Below are 21,204 nucleotides of genomic sequence, written 5' to 3'. Positions count from 1 at the left end.
TCAGCGCGCCGTGTGCTGGGCCGCCAGCCGCACCGGCGCGTTCGCGGCGCCGTAGCCCTGGTAGCCACCGTCGCGCTGGACGAGTTCGAAGAAGACGCGGCCGACGGTGCGCGTGTAGCAGTGCCGGAAGACGCCGTGTGCGTCCCGGTCGTAGAGGATGCCGAGGTCGCGGTAGGTCTCCAGCTCGCCGTCGGCGAACTCGAAGCGGGCGGCCAGGTCGTCGTAGTAGTTCGCGGGGATCGGCAGCGGGCGGCCGCCGGCCTCGACGAGACGGCGGGCCGCGGCGACCACGTCGTCGGTGGCCAGCGCGATGTGCCGGGCGTGCGCGGTGTCGTCGCCGGGGGCCGCGCCGACGGTGAGCGGGAACCGGACGCTGCCGTCGGCGTTGGCGACGGCCCGGCTGCGCAGCAGCCCGTAGGGGTCGGCCACGTCGACGCTCTCCTGGGCGTCGAGGCCGAGGACGCCGCGGTGGAAGAGGACGGCCTCGTCGAAGTGGTGCCAGGGCTGGGTCAGGGCCACGTGGTCGATGCGGAAGTCGCCGTCCGCGGCGCGGTGGTGCGGCGCGTCCTCGAAGTCGGCCCGCCAGTCGGGCAGTCCGGGCCGGTTCGTCGCGCACAGGAAGAGATCCGTGCCGTCGGGGGCGGCGACGGCGTCCAGCGGGACGTCCCCCTCGGCGCGCCGGCGCGGCAGGACCGGGGCGAGCAGGGCCTCCGCGCGGCGGGCGGCGGCGGCCGGGTCCGGGGACTCCAGGCCGATCGCGGCGAGAGCGGTGCCGTCGACGGGGCTCCCCCCGCGCGAGCGAAGCCGGGTGTGCGGGAGGGCGTCCGCACCGGTGTTGACCAGGATCCGGGCCTCGCCCTGCTCCCACAGATCGACCGGTTTGCCCCGGTGCCGGGCGGTGCGGGCGAAACCGAGCCCGGTGAGCAGGGCGGCGACGGGCTCGGCGTCGTGGGTGACCAGCTCGGCGAAGGCCACCGCGGAGGGGGTCACGGGCGCGGGCAGGACCTCGATGCCGACCTCCTCCTGGAGGATCAGCAGGGAACGGCGGGCGTCCACGGCGGTCGGGCCGGCCTCGGCCTGCCGGAAGACGTCGTTGAAGACCTCCAGGGAGAGCGGGCCGTCGTAGCCGGTGCGCAGCACGCGTTCGACCAGGCCGGCGACGTCGAACCCGCCCTGCCCGGGGAAGCAGCGGTGGTGGCGGCTCCACTGCAGCACGTCCATGCCGAGCAGTGGGGCGTCGGCCAGCTGGAGGAAGAAGATCTTCTCGCCGGGGATGTCCTCGATGCCGTCGAGGACGTCGGGACCGGCTCCCCCGGACAGGATGTGGAAGCTGTCCAGGCAGGTGCCGAGCCCCGGGTGGCCGGCCGTCTCGACGATGCGCCAGGCATGGTCGTAGGTGTTCACGTGCCGTCCCCAGGCGAGCGCCTCGTAGGCGACGCGAACGCCGAAGTCCTGTGCGAGGTCGGCCAGTTCGCTCAGCTGCTCGGCGGCGAGCGCGTCGTCGTCGCGGGCCAGCGGGGAGACGCTGGAGCAGACCAGGACGGTGTCCGCGCCGAGTTCCCGCATCAGCGCGAACTTGTGCCGGGCGCGGCGCAGGTTGCGGGCGAACTCCTCGGCGGGCACGGCCTCGATGTCCCGCATGGGCTGGTAGAGGTCGACGGCGAGGCCGAGGTCGGCGCAGCGGGCGCGGATCTCCGTCGGGGCGAGGGGGCTCGCCAGCAGGTCGTTCTCGAAGATCTCGACGCCGTCGAAACCGGCCCGGGCGGCGGCCGTGAGCTTCTCGGTGAGGGATCCGCTGAGGGAGACGGTGGCTATGGACGTACGCACGGTCGTGCTCCTTCGGGGGCTGTGCCGCGTCCCGTGCGGGGCGCGGGGCGTGGCATCCTGCGGCTCCGCCGGCCGTCCGCGGACGGCCGGCGGCCGTCATACGGCGTGGCCCGCCGAGTGCTCCGCGCCGCGGACCATCTCCGCGAAGTCGGCCAGCATGCCGGCGCTGTCGGGCTCACGGCCGGTGAACAGGCGGAAGGCGTCCACGGCCTGGAAGACGGCCATGCCGCCCCCGTCCAGCGTGGCGCAGCCCACCGCGCGGGCGGTGCGCACCAGTTCGGTCTCCAGGGGGCGGTAGACGACCTCGGCGACCCACAGGCCGGGGCGCAGCAGTGCGGCGGGGAAGGGCAGGCCGGGGTGGGCGGCCATCCCGGTGGGGGTGGCGTGGACCACGCCGTCGGCCGACGCGAGCAGGGCGGCCAGCCGGTCCGGGGCGGCGGCCGCGGCCCGGCCGGGTCCGAAGTGGCGGTTGAGGGAGGCGGCGAGTTCCGCGGCCCGGTCGGGCAGCGCGTCCACGACGGTGACCCGCCCGGCGCCCAGGGTGAGCGTGGCGTGCGCGACGGCGGCCCCCGCGCCGCCCGCGCCCAGCTGCACCACCCGCTCCAGCGGGGCGTCCGGCAGGCCGCGAGCGAAGGACGCGGCGAAACCGGTCACGTCCGTGTTGTGGCCGACGGCCCGGCCGTCCTCGAAGACGATGGTGTTGACCGCGCCGAGCGCCTCGGCCTGCGGGGAGAGCGCGTCGAGGTGCTCGACGACCAGCTGCTTGCACGGATGCGTGATGTTCAGCCCGTCGAAGCCGAGGTCGCGGGCGGCCCGCACCAGGTCGCCCACCGCCTCCGGACCGACGCCGAGCACGTCGATGTCGATGAGGCGGTAGAGGCAGCGCAGCCCCTGGCGGTCGGCCTCCCGCTCGTGCAGTGCCGGGCTGAGCGACGGTCCGATGCCGGAACCGATCAGCCCGACGAGATACGAGTCCTGGGAGACGACGGCCACGGCGGACCTCCTGATCGGGTAGCTAATGTACGAACTGGTGAGTTAGTCATAGCACCGGGGCGGGCCTCAGGGGAAGCCCTGTCACCGCACGGGCCGCGAGCGGGCTTCTAGAATCTCGGCACTGCACCCACGCCGCCCGAAGGAACCCGATGACCAGCGTCGACGAACCGGCACGACCCCACGGCAACGGCCGCATCCGCGACGCCGCCCGGACCCGGGCCGAGATCCTCGACGTGGCGACCCAGGAATTCGCCCGGGTCGGCTACGCCGGGGCCCGGGTGGACGACATCGCGGCCCGCACCAGCACCACCAAGCGGATGATCTACTACTACTTCGGCGGCAAGGACCAGCTGTTCACCGCCGTGCTGGAGCGGGCCTACGGGGTGATCCGCGAGGCGGAGCAGCAGCTCGACGTCGAGCACCTCGACCCGGTCGCGGCCATCCGCCGGCTGGCGGAGCTGACCTTCGACCACCACGAGCAGCACCCCGACTTCATCCGCCTGGTGAGCATCGAGAACATCCACGAGGCCGAGCACATCGCCGCCTCCGAGAAGCTCGGGCGGATCGGGTCCCCCGCGCTCGACGTGATCGGCCGCATCCTGGCCTCCGGACAGGAGTCGGGCCTGTTCACGGCCGAGGTGGACGCCGTCGACCTGCACGCGATGATCAGCTCGTTCTGCTTCTTCCGGGTGGCCAACCGGCACACCTTCGGCGCCCTGTTCGGCCGCGACCTCGTCGATCCCGCCCAGCGCGAGCACTACCGCGCGATGCTCGGCGACATGGTGATCGCCTATCTGACGGCGGAGCGCGCGGCCGACGGGTCCGCGGACTGATCCGCAGGCGGCCGAACGGACCGACCCGCCGCGGATCGGCCGCCCGATCCGCCGGCCGATCCGCCGACCGGCCCATGGGCGCATCCGGCGGCCGATGCGCCCGCCCGGCGGCGGCCCGGTGCGGGTGGGGATCCGTGGATCCGCCCGCGGGACCCAGCGGGAATCCGCGGGAATCCGCAGGACCTATTGACAGCCGAGAAACATCAGCGCAACATCCGTAGCCATCCGCTACTAACTACCCAGTGGGTTAATTAGCCGGGCACGCACCCGGCGCAGCCGCCCCGCACCCCAGGGAACCGGCCCTTCTCCCCTTCCCTCACTCCACCTATGTTGGAGTCCCCTCGAAGGAGCACGCCGTGTCCGTCCCCGCCGCACCTCCCGGCCAGCCGAAGAAAGCCGCCACGGCGGCCTGGATCGGCAGCGCTCTGGAGTACTACGACTTCTTCATCTACGGCAGCGCGGCAGCACTGATCTTTCCGAAGGTCTTCTTCGACGAGTCCGACCCGGCCACCGCGACCCTGCTCTCCCTGGCGACGTTCGGCGTCGCCTACGCCGCCCGTCCGGTCGGCGCGCTCTTCCTCGGGCACTTCGGCGACCGCGTGGGCCGCAAGAAGATCATGGTCTTCACGCTGATCCTGATGGGCGTCTCGACGTTCCTCATCGGCTGTCTGCCCACCCGTGCGCAGGTCGGCACGCTCGCGCCCGTCCTGCTGGTGCTGTGCCGCGTCCTCCAGGGCATCTCCGCGGCCGGGGAGCAGGCCAGCGCCAACTCGATGACGCTGGAACACGCGCCGTCGGAGCGGCGGGGCTTCTTCACCAGTTTCACCCTCAGCGGCACCCAGGGCGGTCAGCTCCTCGCCACGCTCGTCTTCATCCCGATCGCGGCCCTCCCCGAGGAGCAGCTGCTGTCCTGGGGCTGGCGGGTGCCGTTCTGGCTGAGCATCGCGGTCGCCGTCGCCGGCTACGTCATCCGCCGCAAGCTGGAGGAGACCCCCGCGTTCACGGCGCAGCAGGCCACCGGCGAGGTCGTCAGGCTGCCCCTGGCGGTCCTGCTGCGGGAGCACTGGGCCGACGTCCTGCGGGTGATCGCGGGGGCGCTCGTCGCCTCGGTCAGCACCATCTTCACGGTGTGGGCGCTGGCCTACGCCACCAGCGACTCGGTCGGGATGAGCCGCTCCTCCATGCTGTGGGTGGGCGCGCTGGCCAACCTGGTCGCGCTGGCGGCCATCCCGGCATGGGCCACGCTCTCCGACCGCATCGGCCGCCGTCCGGTGTACCTGCTCGGCGCGGCCGGCAGCGCGGTGACGATGTTCGCCTACCTGTGGGCGATCTCCACCGGCTCCTACCCGCTGATCCTGCTGCTGGGCGTCCTCGCCTTCGGCGTGGTCTACAGCGCCGCCAACGGCGTGTGGCCCTCGCTCTACGGGGAGATGTTCTCCACCCGCGTCCGGCTGTCCGGCATGGCGATCGGCACCCAGATCGGCTTCGCCGTGGCCGGCTTCGCGGTCACCTTCGCCGCGGAGCTCGCGGGCCCGGACGGCGACGACTGGTCCTCGGTGGCCTTCTTCACGGCGGCGCTGTGCGTACCTCCGGTGATCGCGGCCCTGTCGGCCCGGGAGACGGCAAGGATCCCGACGGAGCGGCTCGGCGAGCGCGACCGTCCGGAGGCCGCCCGGCCGGAGACGGTGACCGCCTGAGCGAACCGCCGAGTCGCCCGGAGGCCAAGCCCGGGCGGACCGCGGTCCCCGAGCGCACCGCCGGACCCGGCGGACCGTCAGGTCCACCCCCGCCCGGGATCCCGGAGCCCACCGGCTCCGGGATCCCGGGCGCGCCGCCGCCGGGTGCGCCTGGCGGCGAGGGACGCGTGAACCCCGCCGGGCCGCGCGTCGCCCGGGGGCGTCAGGCGTTCGACCATCCGCGTCGGCACAGCACCAGCCGGTATCCGTCCGGATCCTCGACGGTGACGCCCCACTCGTTCCAGTACGGGTTCGGCGAGCGCACCTGTCTGCCCCCGCACCGCTCCAGCCGGGCCACCAGGTCGTCGGGGACGGGACCGTCGACGTAGATCACCAGAAGGTCCTCCTCCGTGGGGCGGGGCTCCACGGGACGGGCCGGCTCATGGACGAGTTCCAGGTGCCAGTCGGCGTCCGGCCAGCCGAGCATCAGCAGGTCGTGCTCGCCGGGCTCCGTGCCGCCCTCGGCCCGCCACAGCACGCCGAGCCCGAGTCCCTCCCCCCAGAACCGTTCCGCCGCGACCAGGTCGCGGGAGGGCCGGGCGAACCGGATGTGACTACGGCCGTCGACGGGCATCGCGACTTCTCCTCACGAGGGGGGCGGACTGCTCCGGCAGCCTGGGCGTCGGGCGCCGGCCGGGGCATCGGCCGTCGGTCCTGCGTCTGCGGACCCAGGTCGTGCGACCGTCGGCCTACGACCGTCGTCGTGCGACCCCTCAGCCGTCGTTCGCGCCCTTGGGGATGCCGTACGCCCGCTCCACCCGCAGGCGCAGCACCAGCCGGCGGTCGCGGACCATGGCGGCGCGGTAGTCCTCCCAGTCGGGGTGCTCGCCCAGGACGTCGCGATAGAGGCGGATCAGCTCCTCGACCGTCTCGTCGTAGGGGTCCGCCGCGACCGGCGAGAGATCGGCGGTGCCCTCGGCGACCGTGTAGGCGCGGCGGTCGGAGGCGGTGACGTGGTACGACGCGCGGGGGTCGCGGCGCAGGTTACGGGTCTTGGCGCGGTCGTCGGTGACGGAGATCCGGATGACACCCTCGTCCGGGTAGTAGTGGTGACTGACGTTCGACAGCTGGGGGCGGCCGTCGCGCTTGAGGGTCACCAGCACCCCGCCGCGTCCCTCGGAGAGCAGCGCGAGCAGTGCGTTCTGCGTCATGTCCTGAGTCATGCCTGGCACAACCCGCGCCCCCCGGGGGCGCATTCCCCCCACCGAAGAGAGTAGACACTGTCTACCGACCCCTGGTAGACAGTGCCCATGAAGAGACCCGAGCCCCCCGCCCCGGACCGGGCCGCGGGCGATCCGGACCTGCGCACCCGTCTGGTCGACGTCGGCGTGGACCTGGTGTCCCGGGAGGGCGCCGGGGCGCTGAGCCTGCGCGAGATCGCCCGGCGGGCAGGCGTCTCGCACGGAGCGCCGCGCCGCCACTTCCCCACCCACCTGGAACTGCTGTCGGCCATCGCACACCGGGGCTTCGCCGATCTCGCCGCGCGCGTGACGGCGGCTCGCGGCGACGGGACGGCGGGCCCGCGCGAGCAGCTCACCGAACTCGGCCGCGTCTACCTGGAGTTCGCCGCCGAGAACCCGGGAATGTACGAGCTGATGTTCCGTCACGACCTGCTGGAGAGCGGGCATCTGCGGCTCCGGGACACCAGCCTGCCGCTGTTCGGCGTCCTGGTGGAGCTGGTCGGCCGGGTCCGCGCGGACGCCGACGCCCGGGCGGTCGCCGGCGTGCTGTGGGCGAACCTGCACGGCATCGCGCAACTGTGGCGTTGGGGCAGTCTCCAACTCGCCACCGGGAGCGATGACTTCACGCCCCTGCTGCGCACGGCCCTGGACGCGCACCTGGGCCCGGAGGCCGGCCGGTGACGTCCTCCTCGCGCTCCCCGGGGCTGACCCTGGCCGGCAGTGTGGCCGGTGCCGTGGTGGTCGCCCTCGACGGCACCGTGCTCACCGTCGCCCAGCCCGCCCTGCGGCACGACCTGCACGCCTCCGTCGCCGAGGTGCAGTGGGCCGGCACGGGCTATCTGGTCGCGGTGGCGGGCCTGCTGGTGTTCGCCGGGCGGCTCGGCGACCGCTACGGGCACCGTCGTGCCTTCGCCCTCGGCATGCTCGGCTTCGGCGCCGCCTCGGCGGGCATCGCGGGGGCTCCGAGCATCGGCTGGGTGATCGGGCTGCGGATCGTGCAGGGCGTGTTCGGGGCGCTCCTGCAGCCGGCCACGCTCGGGATGCTGCGGTCCGCGTACCCGCCCGAGCGGCTGCGGACCCCGATCGCCGTGCGCACCGCGTCCATCGGGGTGGCCGCGGCCGCCGGACCGGTGGTGGGCGGCGCCCTGGCCACGCAGTTCGGCTGGCGTGCCGTGTTCCTCCTCAACGTCCTGCCCGCCCTGCTGTGCGGCGCGCTCGCCCTCGCCCGGCGCGAGCGCGCCCGTCCGCCCGCCGGCGTCCCGCTGGACCTCCCCGGCGCCCTGCTGGCGGCGGTGGCCCTGGCCTGTCTGGTGCACGCCCTCGTCACCCTGCCGGGCATCAGCTGGTCGGCGCCGGTCGCCCTCGTCGGCGGCGTCGCCTTCGTACGGCACGAGCGCCGCGCCGCCGCTCCCCTGCTGCCCCCGGAGGTCGTCGGGGCGCCGGCGGTGGGCGCGGGGCTCGGCGTGCTCGTCATCGCGTCGGCCGCCCTGAACGGCGGGCTGTTCGCCTGTGTCTACCTGCTGCAGGACGGCCTGGGGCTGACCCCACTGCGCACCGCGCTGCTCAGCCTGCCGCTGGCCGTGCTGCTGGTGGCCGCCGCCCCCGCCGCCGCGGTCCTGCTGCGCCGGGCCGGCGCCCGCGTCACGGTCTGCGGCGCGACGACGGTCCTCGCCGCCGGTCTCCTCGTGCTCTCCGCGGCGTCGGGACCGGCCGCGTTCTGCACCGGGTTCGCCCTGGTGGGAGCCGGGTTCGGCGCCGTGATGGTGGCGGCGACCCATGTCGTCGTACGGGCGGCGCCCGCCGAGTCGGCCGGCGTGGCGGGCGGGCTGCAGCAGACGGCGATGAACGTCGGACCGGTGCTCGGCGTGGCGACGGCGGCCGTGCTCATGGACCTCGGCGCGCCGCGGGCGCCCCTGCTGGTGCTGGCGTGCGCGGCCGCGGCCGCTCCGGCGGCCTGCCGGGCGCTGCCGGGCCGTTCGCGGCCCGCCTCCGCCGTCCGCCCCGCAGGTCACCCGGCTGGGGCAAGCGACGCAACGCACACGGATCACGGCGTCGAAAGGGGTCCGCACGCGCGTTCCCTGAGCGACGATGAGGTCCGAGGTCGTCCCGGCGGGTAGGCCGGGAGCGCACCTTGAACGAGCGCACCGGAGGAGAACGATGGCACTGCTGCGACAAGAGGTCGACCCGAGCGAGGTCGGGCTGGACGGGAAGGCGCTGGACCGCCTCGACCAGCACGTCGCCCACTATGTCGACGAGGGGCGCCTTCCCGGGTTCCTCCTGGCCGTCTCGCGCGGCGGCAGGGTCGCGCACCTCACCACGCACGGCCGTCGCGACATCGCCGCCGGGCTGCCCGTCGAGGCGGACACCCTCTACCGGATCTACTCCATGACCAAGCCGGTGACCTCGGTCGCCGCGCTGATACTGATGGAGGAGGGCCGGCTAGGGCTCGACGACCCCGTCGCCGACCATCTGCCGGCCTTCGCCGACCAGCGCGTGTACACGGGCGGCTCCGGCGCCGGCCTCACCACCCGTCCGGTCGAGCAGCCCATGCTGGTGCGGCACCTGATGACCCACACCGCGGGCCTGACCTTCGCCTTCTACCACTGCCACCCGGTCGACGCCCTCTACCGCGAGGCCGGACTGGAGTCGGCGGTGCTGCCGGGCTCGGACCTGGCGACCACCGTCGAGGCCTACGCGCGCCTGCCGCTGCAGTTCGAGCCGGGCACCCAGTGGAACTACTCGGTGGCCACCAACGTCCTGGGCCGGATCATCGAGGTGGTCTCCGGCCGTCCGCTGGACGAGTTCCTCGCCGAGCGGATCTTCCGCCCGCTCGGCATGTCCGACGCCGGCTTCCAGGTCACGGACGAGCAGGCCGGCCGGCTGGCGGAGTTGTACGGGGACGCGGACGGCGGCGGCATCGAGCCGATCCCGGGCCTGCCGCTGTCCGGCCGCCCCCGGTTCCTGTCGGGCAGCGGCGGCATGGTGGCGACCGCGTACGACGTGCACCGGTTCAGCGAGCTGCTGCGGCGGCGCGGCGAGCTCGACGGCGTCCGCCTGCTCGCGCCCGAGACGGTCGACCTGATGACCCGCAACCACCTCCCCGGCGGCGCCGACCTGCGCGCCTTCGGCAGCCGCCCCGCCCACGACGAGCCCGGCAACGACGGCGTCGGCTTCGGGCTCGGCGTCTCCGTGGTCGTCGACCCCAGCCGCACCCAGGCCCCCTCCGGTCTCGGCGCCTACGGCTGGAGCGGCGTCGCCACGACCACCTTCTGGATCGACCCGGCCCACGACGTGAGCGTCCAGTTCCTGACCCAGCTCAGGCCCCGGAAGTCCCTGAAGCTCTACCCCGACCTCAAGCGTCTGGTGCACGAGGCGATCACGGGCTGACCGCCAGGCCCCGAGGCGAGGAGGCCGGCAGCGGCGGGCGGCCGAGGACCGGCAGACACGCGTCGGCCGGCGGGCGGCGGACGACGACCGGTCCCCCGACCGGCCCCCCGTCCGGACCACTACCGGACCGGGCCGGCCCGGCCTCCGCCGTCCGCCCTCCGCCCCGACCGTCAGTCCGCGATCCGCAGGCTGAACTCCAGTCCGTCGTCCTGGAGTTCGCGCAGCCACTGTTCGGACCGGGCCGCCGTCCCGGCCGCCCGGTTCAGGCCCGGCGGCAGGGAGCCGTCCAGGATGTGCCGGACGCCGAGGGCGAGCGGCCGGGAGACGCAGCGGGCCATCGCGCTCTCCTCCTCGTCGCCCTCCAGGTCCAGGAGGTAACCGCCGGACCACGAGCGGCCGTCGCCGACGCCCCCTCCCGCGTCCGCGCGCACCTCCAGCGACACGGCGAGGACCACCCGGTCGCGGTCGGCGTCCGTGGTCGGGTGGGCGGCCGCCAGTTCCCCGGCCAGGGCGGCGATCCGGGCGTCGTCGCCGGTCCGCAGCTCCTCGAACACCGCGTCCCAGGCCCGCAGCCAGCCGTCCAGGCGCAGCGTGCCGCGCACGAAGGTCCGCGGCCTCCAGGCCCGGGGCAGTGCGTACTGCTCGATGAACGGAACGCTGTCGCGGTTGGGGTAGGCCTCGAACCTCTCGTCGCCGACGAGGTGCGCGCGCGTGGCCTCCCAGGGCCGCTCGACGACGGTCTCGGCCCCCTCCTCGACGTAACGCGCCGGTGTGCGCAGCGCGTTGAGGACGCCGAGGGGCGCCCAGCTGAAGCGGTACCTGAAGTCGTCGGGGACCGCGGGAACGCCCCCGCAGTACGAGGTGAGGCGGTACGAGGCCGGAGTGTCGTCCCCGATCGCCGCCCGGGCACGGGCGACGAGGCTGTGCGCGAAGAGATGGTCGACTCCCGGGTCGAGTCCGGCCTCGGTGAGGACGACGATCCCGGCCCCGGCCGCCGCGGTCGCCTGCTCCCGCAGCGCGTCGGAGACATAACTGGAGCAGGCGAAGTGGGCTCGCCGGGCCAGACACGCCGACAGCAGCGGGGCGTGCTCGGGCGCGGGCAGCATCGACACGACGACGTCCCCGGGGGCCAGCTCGGCGGTGAGCGCGTCCAGGGTGTACGCGCGGGGCTCGGCACGTCCGGTCAGGCCCAGCCGGTCGAGGGCCCCGGCCGCCCGCTCCGCGGTGCGGTGCCACAGGCGCACGCGGGCGCCGTGCCCGCACAGCGCGGCCAGGCCGCTGCCCGTGGACAGGCCCGCGCCGACCCAGTGGACGGTTCCGGTGGCGGGTACGGGATCAGACACGGCCGGAGCGTCCTTCCGCGCCGAAGTGCCCTTGCGTCAGGCCGAGTTCACGGCTCGCCTCCTGGAAGCGGGCCAGGCAGCGGCCCCACGGCCCGTCGGCGCCGAAGCCGAGCAGCTGGGGTGTGAGGGCCGCCGAGAAGTCGACGCTGGACTCGCGCGGCAGCAGGGACGGCAGGTTGTCGATGGCGATCAGGTCCAGCGCCGGTTCCTTGCGCAGACGGCGCACGGGGTCGGTCCACTCGGTCGTGCGGTCGTACACCGGCAGGACGTTGAGGGGCGAGCCCACGTCGCAGGTGACGTCGGAGAGGGTGCGCAGCCGTCGGGCGGGGTCGTCGAGGTCCTCCTCGCGGACGAACGGCGGCACGGGAGTCGTGGCGAGGACGCAGTTGACCAGCACGTCGTGCGCCAGCAGGGCCCGCCGGTCCAGGTCGCGGGTCTCCGCCAGGTCCCAGCAGGAGGGGTCCACGCCGGCCGTGGCGAACGCGGCCCGCGCGCCCCGGCCGCTACGCCCGAGGGCGCCGACGACGACGGCGGTGAACTCCTCGTCGCCCGGCTCCGGACGCAGCGTCCCGTCCAACTCGTCCTTGTCGGTGGGCCGCAGCGGAGAGGTCAGCCTGCCCCGGTGCTGGAGGACCGCCAGGGCCGCGCCGAGATAGCCCGCCCAGAACCCGAACGCGGCGAGGCGACGGCCGTCGTCGTCGACCAGGTACTCCAGGTCGAGCAGCGCTCCGCCGCCGTCGGCGAACCGACGCAACAGGGCGTCCGCGCCCGGCTGTTGCTTGTAGGCGTGCCCGAAGAAGATGTGCCGGTGCGTCAGCTCCGCCGGTTCGTCGGGGAGTTCCTTCAGGCCGAGCACGACTGCGTCACGCGGCGCGGAGACCCAGGAGCCCGCGGGGACGATCCGCGCGCCGGCGACGTCGTACTGCTCGATCGGGAACACGCGCTGCGGGGAGTCCTCGACGGTCAGGCGGACGCCGGCCTCGACGAGTCGGCGGGCGTCGTCGGGGACGACCGGGGTGCGCCGTTCGGTGGTGCGGGCCTCGTGGCGCAGCCACAGGTGCAGTTCGGTCATACGCAGTTGACCTCCGGACGCGGGGCGCCGGCCGCGAAACGGTCGGCGCTCAGGGGGGTGACGTCCACGAAGGGTACGCGGCCCAGATACAGGTCGCGGACGACCTCGCCGACGGCCGGGCCCTGGAGGAAGCCGTGCCCGGAGAAGCCCGTCGCGTACAGGAAACGGGAGACCGTCGACGCCTCGCCGATCAGGGCGTTGTGGTCCGGGGTGACCTCGTACAGGCCCGCCCAGCCGCCCGTGCGGCGCAGGTCGAGCAGGGCGGGGGCGCGGCGCGCCATGGCCCCGGCCAGACGGGGGATCCACCGGTCGTGGGTGTCGGTGGCGAAGCCGGGGCGCTCGTCCGGGTCGGACATGCCGACCAGAAGGCCGGGGCCCTCGGAGTGGAAGTAGAGGGTGCTGGCGAAGTCGATGGTCATCGGGAGGTCCGGCGGGAGGCCGGGGACCGGTTCGGTGACCGCGATCTGGCGGCGCAGCGGCTGCACCGGCAGATCCACGCCGGCCATCGCGCCGACGGCCCTGGACCAGGCGCCGGCCGCGCAGATCACGGTGTTCGTGGCGATCCGGCCGAGCGTGGTCTGCACGGCGGTGACGGTGGCGCCCTGCCGTTCGATGCCGGTGACCGCGGTGTGCCGCAGGATGCGCGCACCGCACCGGCGGGCGGCGGCCGCGTACCCGTGGACGACGGCTTCCGGGGTGCAGTGGCCGTCGTCGGGCGAGAACGCGGCCGCCAGTAACCCGTCGGAGTCGATCAGCGGGGAGAGGCGCCGGGCCTCGGCCGGGTCGATCATCCGGCTGGGCACGCCGAGCGCGTTCTGCAGCCGCACGCCCGCCTCGAAGGCGGCGACCTCCTGCGGGGTGGACAGCAGGAAGAGGTAGCCGACCCGGCGCAGCCCGATGTCGTGCCCGATCTCCTCCCCGAACCGCCCGAACGCCTCCAGGCTGCGCGCCCCGAGCCGGATGTTCAGCTCGTCGGAGAACTGGGCACGGACCCCTCCGGCGGCCTTCGAGGTGGAGCCCGCGCCGAGCTCGTCCCGTTCGAGCAGCAGGACGTCACGGACACCGGCGGCGGCGAGGTGGTAGGCGATGCTGGTGCCCATCACCCCGCCGCCGATGACGACGACCGAGGCATGCGTGTTCACGCGAGCGGCTCCTTCCGGCGGCGGCCCCGGCCCGTGCACCGAGGCCGAGGCTGTCGTACGGCATGGCCGCCGTGATCCCTACCCGTCCGGGCGGCGGCGGCGAAGCGCGCTCAGGACCAGTGCGCCACCGCGTCCAGGTGGGGCAGCCGGTGGTCCATGCGCTCGCGCTTGGTCCGCAGGTAGGTGATGTTGTTCTCGCAGGGCTCGATCAGCAGCGGCACCTCCTCCGCGACCTTGACGCCGTTGTCCACGAGCGCCTCGCGCTTGCGCGGGTTGTTCGACATCAGGCGGACCGAACGCACGCCCAGGTCGCGCAGGATGTCGGCGGCCACCTTGTAGTCGCGGGCGTCCACCGGGAAGCCGAGCGCGACGTTGGCCTCGACGGTGTCCAGGCCCTCAGCCTGCAGTGCCATCGCCCGCAGCTTGCCCAGCAGCCCGATGCCACGGCCCTCGTGACCGCGCAGGTAGACGACGATGCCGCGGCCCTCGGCGACGACCGCGCGCAGCGCGGACTCCAACTGGTCGCCGCACTCGCAGTGCTGGGAGCCGAACGCGTCGCCGGTCAGGCACTCCGAGTGCAGCCGGGTCAGCACGTCCTCCGTGCCGATCTCTCCGTAGACCAGGGCGACTTGCTCGTCACCGCGGTCGTGGTCCATATAACCGATCGCCTGGAATTTCCCGTACACGGTGGGCAGGGGGGCATTCACCACGCGTTCCACACCGGTGCGCTGCGGGGTCTTCGTGCCGAGTACGCCAATTTTTTCTGTCATGATCTGGTTCCTAAGCAGAGACGAAGGGCCGGGAAGAAATGAGTGGTTCGGACATACGGTCGGCGGCGCACGGACTGGTGCCGACGGACACTACCGAAGACGTACGGGCCAGGGGCGCCGGCGTCTCGACACAGGTGGCGGTCCTGCCCGTCGGAAGCTTCGAACAGCACGGTCCGTACCTGCCGCTGGCCACCGACACGCTGGTCGCCTGCGCCATCGCGCGGGAGATCGCCGAGGCGTATCCGGTACACCTCCTCCCGCCGGTGACCATCGCCTGCTCGCACGAGCACGCGGCCTGGCCGGGAACCGTCAGCATTTCCTCCGTGACCCTTCACGCGGTGGTACGGGACATCGCGGCTTCGCTGCGCCGCTCGGGCGTCGAGGCCCTGGTGCTGGTCAACGGACACGGCGGGAACTACGTCCTGGGCAACGTCGTCCAGGAGTCCTCCGCCCGCGGCGAGCGGATGGCGCTCTTCCCGGCCCCGGAGGACTGGGAGGCGGCGCTGGAGCGGTCCGGGGTGTCGACCTCACTGCTCACCGACATGCACGCCGGGGAGATCGAGACCTCGATCCTGCTGCACGATCGTCCCGAATTCGTCCGGCCCGGTTACGAGTCGGCCGATTTCGTCGCGGACGACCGTCGCCATCTGCTCTCGCTCGGAATGTCCGCCTATACCGATTCGGGCGTCATCGGCCGTCCTTCCCTGGGTTCGGCGGAAAAGGGAAAGGAACTCCTGGCGAGCCTGGTGGATTCCTTCGGCGCGTATTTCTCGTTGCTGACTTCGGGCGCCACGGCGACCGGCGCCGACGCCATCGCGGCGGGCGACGCGGCCTCGTCGTAGCGCCGCTCGTCGGCGCCGGGGCCGGCCGGTCCCGCGGCCCGGGTGCGCAGTCCCGCGTACCAGCGCACCACCAGCACGACCGCCCCCGGCAGCGCCGCCACGAAGCTGAGCACTCCGTAGACGACGGCGACCGCGAGGCCGGTGCTCGCGCCGAGCCCGGCGGCGCCGAACGCCCAGGCGGTGACGCCCTCGCGGGGGCCCCAGCCGCCGACGTTCAGCGGCAGGCCCATGGCGAGCAGGGCGAGGACGGCGATGGGCAGCAGCGTGAGCACGGAGGCGGCCGAGCCGGCCACCCGGGCGGCCACCACGAACATGCCGAGGTGCCCGGCCAGCACGACCGCCGACGACACGGCGACGCCCGGCCCGTTGCGCCGCGACAGCAGCCCCTCGCGCGCCTCGGCCAGCGCCGCCCGCAGCCGGGTGCCGCGGCGCGGCGCCGAGGAGTTCATCCGCACGGCGAGGACGACGGCGCAGGCGCCCGCGCCGGCCAGCAGGACCAGCGGCGTGATCTGCCGGACGTCCTGCATGACCGGCGAGGGCAGCGTCAGCAGGACCGTCAGACCCGCGACGGCCAGGACGAGCTGACCCGCGGTGCGTTCCAGGACGACGGCCCGCACACCGCGTCCGACGTCGCCCTCGCTCTGCCCGTGCCGCACCGCGCGGTGCACGTCGCCGAGGATCCCGCCGGGCAGCGCCGCGTTGAGGAACAGGGCGCGGTAGTAGTCGGCGACCGCCGGACCGAGCGGCAGCCGTATCCGCAGGCCGCGGGCCACCAACGCCCAGCGCCAGGCGCTGAACACGGTGGTGACCGCGCCGATGGCGAGCGCCGCCAGCAGGGTCGCCGCGTCGATCCGCCGCAGCCCGTCCAGGAAGACGCCGGTGCCCAGCCGCCACAGCAGGACGGTGAGGATGGCGACTCCGGCGACGGTCCCGAAGTGCGTGCGCAGGGCGCGGCTGCCGAGCAGGGCGCGCAGCCGCGAGGGCCGCTCGGTGTGCGGCTCGGTCACGATGACGCCGATGCGGGCCGGTGACACGGCGGAGCCGGTGCGGATCGCCACCGGGCCGCGCGGGGGCCGCCGCACGACCGGGGAGGCCGTCTCGCTCCACAGCACGGGCGGCGCGGCCGTCACCGGCGGGCCGATCGTCTCCGCGCTCATCAGGCCCTGCCCGTCGGCCGGGCCAGTGCCAGCAGGTCGCTGTGGTGGACGGTGGCGTGCAGGTCGCCCGCCGCGCAGGCCGCGAGCCGTGCGGCGAGGTAGCCCTCGGCGCGCTCGGCCAGTTCGGGGCGCTCCTCCACGGCCGCGCCGACCCAGCCGCGCAGCCACTGGGCGGTCAGGCCGACGTTCTCGGGGCCGAGCCGCCACGGGCTCGGGTGCACCTTGACCGTCGCGCCCTGGTCGGCGAACGCCTCGCAGGCCACGGAGACCGCGTCGGGGCCGAGGAGGCCGCCGCGCCGCTGGTGGTCGTTGAAGGCGGCGGCGATCTCGTCGTCCAGCGGGTCGGGCGTGCCGAATTCGACGCGTCCGGCGACCGAGAGGGTCAGCAGCGCGGGGCAGCCGGCGCCCGCGCAGGCCGCGGCGAGCGTCTCGACCTCCTCGCGGGTGAGGACGTCGAGCAGCGCGGACGCGGTGACCAGCGAGGCGCCGAGCAGGGCGTCCGGGGTGAGGCGGGCGACGTCGCCGCGCCGCGTCTCCACGGTGACCCGGCTGCCGTCGGCGCCCGCGCGGGGGGAGGCCACGGCGGCGAAGTGCAGCAGGTAGGGGTCGCGGTCGTGCAGGACCCAGTGCTGGGCGCCGTCCAGCCGCGGGGCCAGCCAGCGGCCCATGGAGCCGGTGCCGCAGCCCAGGTCGTGGATGGCCAGGCCGCTGCGGCCGGGCAGGTTGGCGAGCCGGATGCGCAGCGGGTCCAGCAGTTCCATGGACCGGGCGGCGGCGTCGGCGGGCTCGCGCAGCTCAAGCCACTCCGGCGCGTAGCGGGGCTGCTCGTCCGGTCCGGCGTCCCGCAGCCGCACGGTGGGCCGTTCGCCGGTCCGGGCGACGGGTCCGGCGCCGGCGATGACCACGTCCGCCGCGGAACCGGCGGCGAGCACGGCCGTGCGCGGCACGGAGCCGTCGCCGGCGGTCTGCGGCACGTCGCCGGAAGTCACCGCCCGCGGCCCGGAGTCCGCGCCCGGCGCCACCGCCTGCGGCACGGAACCGGCGTTCACCGGCAGGGCCACGGAGTCGGCGTCGGACGCCTCCGGCTGCGACGCGGCCAGGGCCCGCACACCAGGGCCGCCTGCGGAAAGTGCGGGCTCCACCACGGAAGCAGCCTCCTTGCGGCCGGGCTGGGCGGGGATGCCGCCCACGCGTCGTGCCACGTCGGCCGGGGTCGCCGTCGTCTTCCTCATGCCGCCCTCCGCGGTTCGCTGGGAAGCCTGCCCAGAACGCCGGCCAGGCTCTGGGCGGTGGACGCCCAGCCGTTCAGGGCGGCCCGGCGGCCGCGTGCGGCCGCCTTGAGCCGCCGTCGTACGTCGGCCTCGCCGAACCAGCCGCGCAGTTCGGCCGCGAGGGCGGCCGGGTCCTCCGGCGGGACGAGGATGCCGGGGACGCCGCCGTCGGGGGCGCGTCCGACCGCCTCGGGCAGTCCGCCGACGTCCGTCGCGAGGACGGGGATGCCGCGGGCGAGCGCCTCGGTGACGGCCATGCCGTACGTCTCCGCGTACGAGGTGAGCACCATCAGGTCGGCCGAGGCGTACGCGGCGTCGAGCTCGGCGCCGGCCTTGGGGCCCGCGAGCTCCAGCCGGTCCTGCAGGCCGTACTTCGCGATGAGGCCGCGCAGATGGGCGACGTACTCCGGGTCCTGCCCGAGACCGCCCACGCACACGCAGCTCCACGGCAGGTCCCGCGCCGCGGCCAGCGCCTCCACCAGCCGGTGCTGCCCCTTGCGGGGGGTCACGGCGGCCACGCACAGCAGGCGGGAGACGCCGTCGGTGCCCGAGGCGAGGGGGGCGATGTCGGCGCCGGGGGCGGCGACGTGCACGCGCTCGGGGGCGAGGCCGTGGTGGGAGACCAGACGCCGGACCGCCCAGTCGCTGGTGGCGATCACCGCGGGGACGGCCCGCAGCACGGCCCGTTCCCTGGCGTCGAGTTCGGCGGCCACCTCGGGCGCCAGCCCCCGCTCGTCGCCCAGCGGCAGGTGCACGAGGACGGCGAGCCGCAGCCGCTCCGCCTCGGGAGCGATGATCTCCGGAACCCCGCAGGCCACCAGGCCGTCGATGAGGACGACCGTGCCGTCGGGGAACTCACGCAGCGTGCGCGCCAGTTCCGCGCGGGCCTCCGCCTCCGGGCGGGGCCAGGAGCCGGACACCAGGTGCTTGTGGACCTGCCAGCCGAAACCGGGCAGGTCCAGGCACAGACGCCGGTCGTAGGCGTTGCCGCCGCTCGGGTTCGCCTGATCGTCGACGCCGCCCGGCATCACGAACTGCACGGAGCGCAGGGACATGGGGATGATCCCGCCCATCTTGGGAAGCGCCGCCTGCACGGGCACGTACGCGAGCGGGGTCTTCTGCACGGTCTGCACGGCCTGCACGGCGGCCTTCTCCAGGGTCACGTCGCTCACAGCGCACGCTCGTAACTCGCCCAGGCGACGTGCGACTCGTGCAGGGTGACGGCGACGGCGGCGATGCCCCGGGCTCCCTCGCCCAGGGCGCCCTTGTGGATCCGCTCCGCGAGCCGGTCCGCCACGACCTTGGCCAGGAACTCCGTGGAGGTGTTGACCCCCGCGAAATCGGGCTCGTTGTCGAGATTGCGGTAGTTCAGCTCGCTGACCACCGCACCGAGCTCCTGGGTGGCCAGTCCGATGTCGACGACGATGTTGTCGTCGTCCAGCTGCTCGCGGCGGAAGGTGGCGTCCACGAGGAACGTCGCTCCGTGCAGGCGCTGCGCGGGTCCGAAGACCTCGCCGCGGAAGCTGTGGGCGATCATGATGTGATCGCGGACGGTGACACTGAACAACGGACGACCCTCCAGGTGCGGCGCCTCTGGTCCCCCGGCCGATGGCCGCCGGGGGATGCCGTGTAGTACGGCTCTTCGCTTCCCCCTGTTCAGCCGGATCTCACTCTTTTCTCAGGTCAGGCGCTCTTGCTCGTACCTGACGCGGTGACACAGCGCCGGGATCTCGCCCGATGCGAGCTTCGGCATCACCTCCGGCAGCTCCTCGAAAGCGCTGTCTCCGGTGACGAGGGCGTCCAGCGCCGGGTCTGCCAGCAGTTCCAGGGCGAGGGCGAGCCGGTCGGCGTACGTCCGGCTGGAACGGCGGGCCGGGGAGACGGTGCCGACCTGACTGCTGCGGACGACCAGCCGCCGGGAGTGGAAGTCCTCACCGAGCGGGAGGGACACCTTCCGGTCGCCGTACCAGCTCAGTTCGAGGACGGTGCCCTCGTCGGCGAGCAGCTCCAGCGAGCGGGCCAGGCCCTCTTCGGTGGCGCTGGCGTGGACGACGAGGTCGCAGCCGCCGAGCGCGTCCTGAGGGACGGCGAAGTCCACGCCGAGGGCTTCGGCGACCTTCGCCCGCGCCGGGTCGGCGTCGACCAACTGCACGCGCACCCCGGGGAAGCGGGCCAGCAGCGCGACCACCGAGCAGCCGACCATGCCGCCGCCGACCACCGCGATACGGTCGCCGACCAGCGGGGCCGCGTCCCACAGCGCGTTGACGGCCGTCTCCACGGTGCCGGCCAGCACGGCCCGCTGCGCCGGCACCGAGTCCGGTACGACCGTCACCGCCGACGCCGGGACCACGTACCGCGTCTGGTGCGGATACAGACAGAACACCGTGCGCCCGACCAGCGCCGCCGGACCCCGCTCCACCACCCCGACGTTGAGATAGCCGTACTTCACGGGCGCGGGGAAGTCGCCCTCCTGGAACGGCGCCCGCATGACGGCGCGCTGGTTCTCGGGCACCCCGCCGCGGAAGACGAGGGTCTCCGTGCCGCGGCTGACGCCGGACCACAGCGAGCGGACCAGGACCTCGCCCTCGGCCGGCTCCGGAACGACGACTTCGCGGATCTCTCCTTCACCGGGAGAGCCGACCCAGAACGCACGTGCGGCGATCGACATCCACATCCTCCTGAACGATCGGGAACCTGTTCACGTACCGAGGTGTGCACAGTCCGCGCACAGTACGCGGCACTGATCATCTCTGTCACCTGGCCGGAGGAATGTGCGGTGGCCCTGAACAACACTTACGACGCAAGGCTGGTCCAGCAGGAGACCGCTGTGGGAGCGGGCGTTCAGATCCTGTTGCTGGCCCTGCTCGGCACGGCGATCGGCATGGGGCCGGCGGGCTGGGTGACCGGTCTCGTCTTCGCCATCGCCACCTGGGCGGTGCTCTCCCGGGCGCTGCACCGCTCCAGCCTGCGCACGTTCGGCCCGGCCAACCGGGTCACCCTCGGCAGGGCGACGCTGGTCGGCGGGGTGACCGCGCTGGTCGCGGACTCCTTCGAGAGCACGCCCCCGGTGACGCTGCTGGTCGGCCTGACGGCCGTGGCCCTGATCCTCGACGGCGTCGACGGCAAGGTCGCCCGGCGCACCGGCACCTCGACGGCGCTGGGCGCACGCTTCGACATGGAGGTGGACGCGTTCCTGATCCTGGTGCTCAGCGTGTACGTCTCGATGGCGCTGGGCCCGTGGGTCCTGCTGATCGGCGGCATGCGCTACGGCTTCGTCGCCGCGGCCCGCGTGGCCCCGTGGCTCAACGCCCCGCTCCCGCCGAGCACCGCCCGCAAGACGGTCGCCGCACTGCAGGGCGTCCTGCTGCTGCTGGCGGGCGCGAACCTGCTGCCCTACGCCGCCAACTTCGCGGTGGTGCTGCTGGCGCTGGGCTCGCTGGTGTGGTCGTTCGGCCGTGACGTGATGTGGCTGTGGCGGACGTCGCGGATCGCGGCGCAGGCCCCGGCGGAGAAGCTGCTGGAGCTCGTGTAGCGGCACTCGCGCGTGGGTGGGGCCCGGACCGTGGGCCACATTCCGACGACCACCCCCCAGAGAGGACAAACACACACCCCCCCCCCCCCTGCCCCCCCCCCCGAGAAACAAAAAAAAA

Annotated in this window: 19 protein-coding genes and 1 pseudogene; 7 read left to right on the top strand and 13 right to left on the bottom strand. The window is 74.0% G+C overall.

Annotated features, from left to right (window positions below):
* Both ACZ7DE_RS14225 and ACZ7DE_RS14220 read right to left on the bottom strand, forming a co-directional pair.
* Window positions 1-1,827, bottom strand: coding sequence for a bifunctional sugar phosphate isomerase/epimerase/4-hydroxyphenylpyruvate dioxygenase family protein (locus ACZ7DE_RS14225; RefSeq protein WP_470760857.1), 1,827 nt, complete (start codon window positions 1,825-1,827; stop codon window positions 1-3).
* A gap of 96 nt (window positions 1,828-1,923) precedes the next feature.
* Window positions 1,924-2,820 carry a shikimate dehydrogenase gene (locus ACZ7DE_RS14220; protein WP_470760855.1) on the bottom strand — a complete coding sequence of 299 codons (897 nt, stop codon included), beginning with the start codon at window positions 2,818-2,820 and terminating at the stop codon, window positions 1,924-1,926.
* Window positions 2,821-2,969: 149 nt separating this feature from the next.
* Here ACZ7DE_RS14220 and ACZ7DE_RS14215 point away from each other — a divergent pair, with 149 nt between their 5' ends.
* On the top strand, window positions 2,970-3,653 hold the full coding sequence (locus tag ACZ7DE_RS14215; RefSeq protein WP_470760853.1) for a TetR family transcriptional regulator: 684 nt from the start codon (window positions 2,970-2,972) through the stop codon (window positions 3,651-3,653).
* A gap of 356 nt (window positions 3,654-4,009) precedes the next feature.
* Window positions 4,010-5,350, top strand: coding sequence for an MFS transporter (locus tag ACZ7DE_RS14210; protein WP_470760851.1), 1,341 nt, complete (start codon window positions 4,010-4,012; stop codon window positions 5,348-5,350).
* Between the two features lie 202 nt (window positions 5,351-5,552).
* Here ACZ7DE_RS14210 and ACZ7DE_RS14205 read toward each other — a convergent pair whose 3' ends face one another.
* Both ACZ7DE_RS14205 and ACZ7DE_RS14200 read right to left on the bottom strand, forming a co-directional pair.
* Window positions 5,553-5,963, bottom strand: a complete 411-nt coding sequence (locus tag ACZ7DE_RS14205; RefSeq protein WP_470760849.1) for a VOC family protein — start codon at window positions 5,961-5,963, stop codon at window positions 5,553-5,555.
* 139 nt (window positions 5,964-6,102) lie between these two features.
* The gene (locus ACZ7DE_RS14200; protein WP_470760847.1) at window positions 6,103-6,552 is read right to left on the bottom strand and encodes a PPOX class F420-dependent oxidoreductase; all 450 of its coding nucleotides are present in this window, start codon (window positions 6,550-6,552) and stop codon (window positions 6,103-6,105) included.
* Window positions 6,553-6,639: 87 nt separating this feature from the next.
* Here ACZ7DE_RS14200 and ACZ7DE_RS14195 point away from each other — a divergent pair, with 87 nt between their 5' ends.
* From ACZ7DE_RS14195 to ACZ7DE_RS14185, 3 genes are read left to right on the top strand one after another with little or no spacing between them, the layout of a single operon-like run.
* Entirely contained in the window at window positions 6,640-7,251 is a 612-nt protein-coding gene (locus tag ACZ7DE_RS14195; RefSeq protein ID WP_470760845.1) for a TetR/AcrR family transcriptional regulator, read from the top strand.
* Entirely contained in the window at window positions 7,248-8,687 is a 1,440-nt protein-coding gene (locus tag ACZ7DE_RS14190) for an MFS transporter (protein WP_470760843.1), read from the top strand. Before ACZ7DE_RS14195 ends, ACZ7DE_RS14190 begins: the two co-directional genes overlap by 4 nt.
* A gap of 40 nt (window positions 8,688-8,727) precedes the next feature.
* Window positions 8,728-9,957: a serine hydrolase domain-containing protein gene (locus tag ACZ7DE_RS14185; protein WP_470760840.1), complete on the top strand. Its 1,230-nt coding sequence runs from the start codon at window positions 8,728-8,730 to the stop codon at window positions 9,955-9,957.
* A gap of 170 nt (window positions 9,958-10,127) precedes the next feature.
* Here ACZ7DE_RS14185 and ACZ7DE_RS14180 read toward each other — a convergent pair whose 3' ends face one another.
* From ACZ7DE_RS14180 to ribA, 4 genes are all read right to left on the bottom strand, one after another.
* Window positions 10,128-11,300 (bottom strand): saccharopine dehydrogenase family protein, encoded by a 1,173-nt coding sequence (locus tag ACZ7DE_RS14180; protein ID WP_470760837.1) that lies wholly within the window; start codon window positions 11,298-11,300, stop codon window positions 10,128-10,130.
* Window positions 11,293-12,372, bottom strand: coding sequence for a saccharopine dehydrogenase (locus ACZ7DE_RS14175; protein ID WP_470760835.1), 1,080 nt, complete (start codon window positions 12,370-12,372; stop codon window positions 11,293-11,295). Before ACZ7DE_RS14175 ends, ACZ7DE_RS14180 begins: the two co-directional genes overlap by 8 nt.
* Complete coding sequence (locus tag ACZ7DE_RS14170) at window positions 12,369-13,514, bottom strand: NAD(P)/FAD-dependent oxidoreductase (RefSeq protein WP_470760833.1); 1,146 nt, start codon at window positions 13,512-13,514, stop codon at window positions 12,369-12,371. The genes ACZ7DE_RS14175 and ACZ7DE_RS14170 overlap by 4 nt, the downstream gene beginning before the upstream one ends.
* A gap of 110 nt (window positions 13,515-13,624) precedes the next feature.
* Window positions 13,625-14,284 carry a GTP cyclohydrolase II gene (gene ribA / locus ACZ7DE_RS14165; protein ID WP_470760830.1) on the bottom strand — a complete coding sequence of 220 codons (660 nt, stop codon included), beginning with the start codon at window positions 14,282-14,284 and terminating at the stop codon, window positions 13,625-13,627.
* Between the two features lie 38 nt (window positions 14,285-14,322).
* Here ribA and ACZ7DE_RS14160 point away from each other — a divergent pair, with 38 nt between their 5' ends.
* A complete protein-coding gene (locus tag ACZ7DE_RS14160; RefSeq protein WP_470760828.1) occupies window positions 14,323-15,126 on the top strand; it encodes a creatininase family protein in 804 nt (267 codons plus the stop codon).
* A 146-nt stretch (window positions 15,127-15,272) separates the two neighbouring features.
* On the opposite strand, the pseudogene ACZ7DE_RS14155 reads toward ACZ7DE_RS14160, so the two are convergent.
* The 5 genes and pseudogenes from ACZ7DE_RS14155 to ACZ7DE_RS14135 all read right to left on the bottom strand — a co-directional run.
* Window positions 15,273-16,283 (bottom strand): annotated as a pseudogene (locus ACZ7DE_RS14155) (lysylphosphatidylglycerol synthase transmembrane domain-containing protein); the annotation flags it as partial.
* A complete protein-coding gene (locus ACZ7DE_RS14150; RefSeq protein ID WP_470760825.1) occupies window positions 16,283-17,515 on the bottom strand; it encodes a class I SAM-dependent methyltransferase in 1,233 nt (410 codons plus the stop codon). The pseudogene ACZ7DE_RS14155 and the gene ACZ7DE_RS14150, both read right to left, overlap by 1 nt.
* Window positions 17,512-18,726 (bottom strand): glycosyltransferase family 4 protein, encoded by a 1,215-nt coding sequence (locus ACZ7DE_RS14145; protein ID WP_470760823.1) that lies wholly within the window; start codon window positions 18,724-18,726, stop codon window positions 17,512-17,514. Before ACZ7DE_RS14145 ends, ACZ7DE_RS14150 begins: the two co-directional genes overlap by 4 nt.
* Window positions 18,723-19,121 carry a 6-pyruvoyl trahydropterin synthase family protein gene (locus tag ACZ7DE_RS14140; RefSeq protein WP_470760820.1) on the bottom strand — a complete coding sequence of 133 codons (399 nt, stop codon included), beginning with the start codon at window positions 19,119-19,121 and terminating at the stop codon, window positions 18,723-18,725. Before ACZ7DE_RS14140 ends, ACZ7DE_RS14145 begins: the two co-directional genes overlap by 4 nt.
* Window positions 19,122-19,232: 111 nt before the next feature.
* The gene (locus ACZ7DE_RS14135; RefSeq protein ID WP_470760818.1) at window positions 19,233-20,222 is read right to left on the bottom strand and encodes a zinc-dependent alcohol dehydrogenase; all 990 of its coding nucleotides are present in this window, start codon (window positions 20,220-20,222) and stop codon (window positions 19,233-19,235) included.
* A gap of 108 nt (window positions 20,223-20,330) precedes the next feature.
* On the opposite strand from ACZ7DE_RS14135, the gene ACZ7DE_RS14130 reads away from it, so the two are divergent.
* Window positions 20,331-21,086, top strand: a complete 756-nt coding sequence (locus tag ACZ7DE_RS14130) for a CDP-alcohol phosphatidyltransferase family protein (RefSeq protein ID WP_470760816.1) — start codon at window positions 20,331-20,333, stop codon at window positions 21,084-21,086.
* Window positions 21,087-21,204: the final 118 nt, after the last annotated feature.

The organism is Streptomyces sp. NPDC037083 (genome assembly GCF_055606485.1).
Note: the sequence above shows the minus strand (reverse complement) of the source record. Positions and strands in the feature narration are given on the sequence as shown.

Bases quoted from the DNA above. Each gene is read 5' to 3' on its own strand.
- ACZ7DE_RS14160 (WP_470760828.1), top strand. From the start codon at position 14,323: ATGAGTGGTTCGGACATACGGTCGGCGGCGCACGGACTGGTGCCGACG.
- ACZ7DE_RS14150 (WP_470760825.1), bottom strand. From the start codon at position 17,515: ATGAGGAAGACGACGGCGACCCCGGCCGACGTGGCACGACGCGTGGGC.
- ACZ7DE_RS14205 (WP_470760849.1), bottom strand. From the start codon at position 5,963: ATGCCCGTCGACGGCCGTAGTCACATCCGGTTCGCCCGGCCCTCCCGC.
- ACZ7DE_RS14185 (WP_470760840.1), top strand. From the start codon at position 8,728: ATGGCACTGCTGCGACAAGAGGTCGACCCGAGCGAGGTCGGGCTGGAC.
- ACZ7DE_RS14135 (WP_470760818.1), bottom strand. From the start codon at position 20,222: ATGTCGATCGCCGCACGTGCGTTCTGGGTCGGCTCTCCCGGTGAAGGA.
- ACZ7DE_RS14215 (WP_470760853.1), top strand. From the start codon at position 2,970: ATGACCAGCGTCGACGAACCGGCACGACCCCACGGCAACGGCCGCATC.
- ribA (WP_470760830.1), bottom strand. From the start codon at position 14,284: ATGACAGAAAAAATTGGCGTACTCGGCACGAAGACCCCGCAGCGCACC.
- ACZ7DE_RS14195 (WP_470760845.1), top strand. From the start codon at position 6,640: ATGAAGAGACCCGAGCCCCCCGCCCCGGACCGGGCCGCGGGCGATCCG.
- ACZ7DE_RS14175 (WP_470760835.1), bottom strand. From the start codon at position 12,372: ATGACCGAACTGCACCTGTGGCTGCGCCACGAGGCCCGCACCACCGAA.
- ACZ7DE_RS14200 (WP_470760847.1), bottom strand. From the start codon at position 6,552: ATGACTCAGGACATGACGCAGAACGCACTGCTCGCGCTGCTCTCCGAG.